At 34.7% G+C, this 2,484-nt stretch carries 4 protein-coding genes; all 4 read left to right on the top strand.

Annotated elements, in window-relative coordinates:
- A partial coding sequence (locus ACY2RU_RS17390) for a hypothetical protein (RefSeq protein ID WP_490139753.1) occupies nt 1-582 on the top strand: 582 nt, incomplete at its 5' end.
- A gap of 292 nt (nt 583-874) precedes the next feature.
- Nucleotides 875-1,168 (top strand): type II toxin-antitoxin system HigB family toxin, encoded by a 294-nt coding sequence (locus ACY2RU_RS17385; protein ID WP_490139752.1) that lies wholly within the window; start codon nt 875-877, stop codon nt 1,166-1,168.
- 1 nt (nt 1,169) lies between these two features.
- The gene (locus ACY2RU_RS17380; protein ID WP_490139751.1) at nt 1,170-1,526 is read left to right on the top strand and encodes a helix-turn-helix domain-containing protein; all 357 of its coding nucleotides are present in this window, start codon (nt 1,170-1,172) and stop codon (nt 1,524-1,526) included.
- 238 nt (nt 1,527-1,764) lie between these two features.
- Nucleotides 1,765-2,268 carry a hypothetical protein gene (locus ACY2RU_RS17375; RefSeq protein WP_490139750.1) on the top strand — a complete coding sequence of 168 codons (504 nt, stop codon included), beginning with the start codon at nt 1,765-1,767 and terminating at the stop codon, nt 2,266-2,268.
- Nucleotides 2,269-2,484 lie beyond the last annotated feature (216 nt).

Raw genomic sequence — 2,484 nt, 5'->3', positions numbered from 1 at the left:
AATCGCCACTGGCATTATACAAACACGTTGGCAACAATTACGAAAATGAAAATAGCCTATTATAATTTACTTGTATTTTTATTACTTGCTTCCGCCAATCTAGTTGCGCAAAAAAAATTAATTTCGAATGATTCAATTAATTTCAAAATGGATGGCTTTAATTCAAGTTATGAATTAACTCTTTGTTCGGATAATACTTTCAGATTTAATTACACTATGGTCGGATGTATTGTTACAGTCGATGAATGTGGAAATCAAAATGGACCTTTCGTCGATAATGGAACAATTCATGGTAATTTCACTATGGAGGATTTTAAACTAACATTTAATCCAGAAGATGGTGATGAATATTTATTAAATGAACCATTTTTCATACTCCCTCTAAAAGATCAAGCATATTTGATTTCGTCAAAAAAACGTGAAATAAATAGAATTAGAGAATGGCGTGAAGACTTTGACGAACCCTTTCCACAATATTTAATTAGAATGAATGAAACCGGAATCTTTCATTTCTTTCATTCAGTTGATAAAATTATTCTATCCCCCGAAAATAAAAAAAAGGTATTCGAGATCTTTAAGTAACTGTAGCCAACAACGTATAAAGCCAATGGCTAAGTTGGTTAACTGAATTAGATTTCCCACAAAAAGACTATCTTAGATAAACCGAATAAACTCGTAAACGGCTTCGCCGTGGCTTCCGAGTCGCACGCGTCGACGCCGCTGCCAACATTTGCTACCGCAAATTTGGTTGAGCCACAGCGAGCCAAGAACCGCCACTGGCATTATACAAACACGTTGGGTACAAGCTGAAAATTTCTATATTGTTACCAATATGGTAACTTTTTTATTATATTTGCGACAAACAATTAGTGATTTGAGAGTAATTGCAAAACGAACTTTACGTGATTTCTGGCAAAAACATGGTGATTGTGAACAACAACTCACCGCGTGGTACAGAGAAACTGAAAAAGCACAATGGAAAAATATCAACGAATTAAAGTCTGAATATCCAAGTGCCAGCATTCTAGACGAGAATAGAATTGTATTCAATATAAAAGGAAACAATTACAGATTGATTGTGAAATTCAATTTCGATTTTCAAATTGGTTGGATAAGATTCATTGGAACTCACGCAGAATATGATAAAATTGACGCAAATAGTATTTAAAATGAACATAGCACCGATTAGAAACGAAAAAGACTACCAGAACGCACTCAACAGACTTGAGCAGATTTTTGATGCAAAAAAGGGAACTAAACAAGGAGACGAGTTAGAAATCCTTTCTATATTAATAGATCGATACGAAAATGAATATTTTCCAATTGGAATGCCAGACCCAATTGAGGCTATAAAATTTAGAATGGAGCAAATGGGAATGAAACAAAAAGATCTGGCGGATGTTGTAGGATTTAAAAGTAGAGTTAGTGAAATTTTGAGCGGAAAACGCAAATTAACATTAAACATGATTCGAAAATTGAATACTGCACTTCATATTCCAACAGAGGTTTTAGTTCAAGATTATTAAATAAAAGCCAGTACCCAACACCGTATAAAGCCAATGGCGAGTTTTGTGAACTCCCCTAGCCTGTCATTACAAAAAATCCTATCTTTAATTCCGAATAAACTCGTAAACGGCTTCGCTGTGGCTTCCGAGTCGCACGCGTCGACGCCGCTGCCAACATTTGCTCCGCAAATTTGGTTGAGCCACAGCGAGCCAAGAAACGCCACTGGCATTATACAAACACGTTGTACGCTATTTAAAAATGAAAATATCTAAAATAATTTTTCTCATTTTTCTCTTCAATTCTTTAACGTCTTTTGCATGTAAATGTAAAAGATTCGTAAGTGTTTCCGAAGAGTATGAACGTTCCGATAAAGTGCTTTTTGGAAATATAATTTCAAAGGAAAAATTTGAAATTTATGCAGATCCGAATAAATTAAAAAATTATGAAAGTTCTGATGCATTAGATGGCTTCAAAATATTTAGAGGCACAAAATATAACCTCAGAGTTTATAAAACTTATAAAGGAAAAACTGAAAGTAAAATTATCACCATTTATACATGGTCAAATTTTTCGGAGTGCGGATTCCCATTTGAAATTGGAACTCATTATATCGTTTATGGACATAAAAATAATATTCACGGAACCGATCATGACCTTTATAACTTTCCCGAAGAAAATGAAGTCTATTGGACAAATAGATGCTTGAGAAATAGAAAATATGATAAAAGTGAAATTGCCGAATTAGAAAAATTAAAGCAATAAACAGCGTACAACACCGTATATAACCAATGGCTAAGACGGTTATTGAATTGAAATTCCTACTTTTTATTGTAAATTTATCAAAACCGAATAAACCAGTAAACGGCTTCGCCGTGGCTGCTGAATCGCACGCCGCGACACGGCTTCCAGCTTTTGCTTCGCAAAACTGTTTGAGCCACAGCTTGCCAAGGTCCGCCACTGGTCATATACAAACACGTT

Source organism: Ulvibacter sp. 2305UL32-6 (assembly GCF_058148545.1).
Note: the sequence above shows the minus strand (reverse complement) of the source record. Positions and strands in the feature narration are given on the sequence as shown.

Bases quoted from the DNA above. Each gene is read 5' to 3' on its own strand.
- ACY2RU_RS17380 (WP_490139751.1), top strand. From the start codon at position 1,170: ATGAACATAGCACCGATTAGAAACGAAAAAGACTACCAGAACGCACTC.
- ACY2RU_RS17375 (WP_490139750.1), top strand. From the start codon at position 1,765: ATGAAAATATCTAAAATAATTTTTCTCATTTTTCTCTTCAATTCTTTA.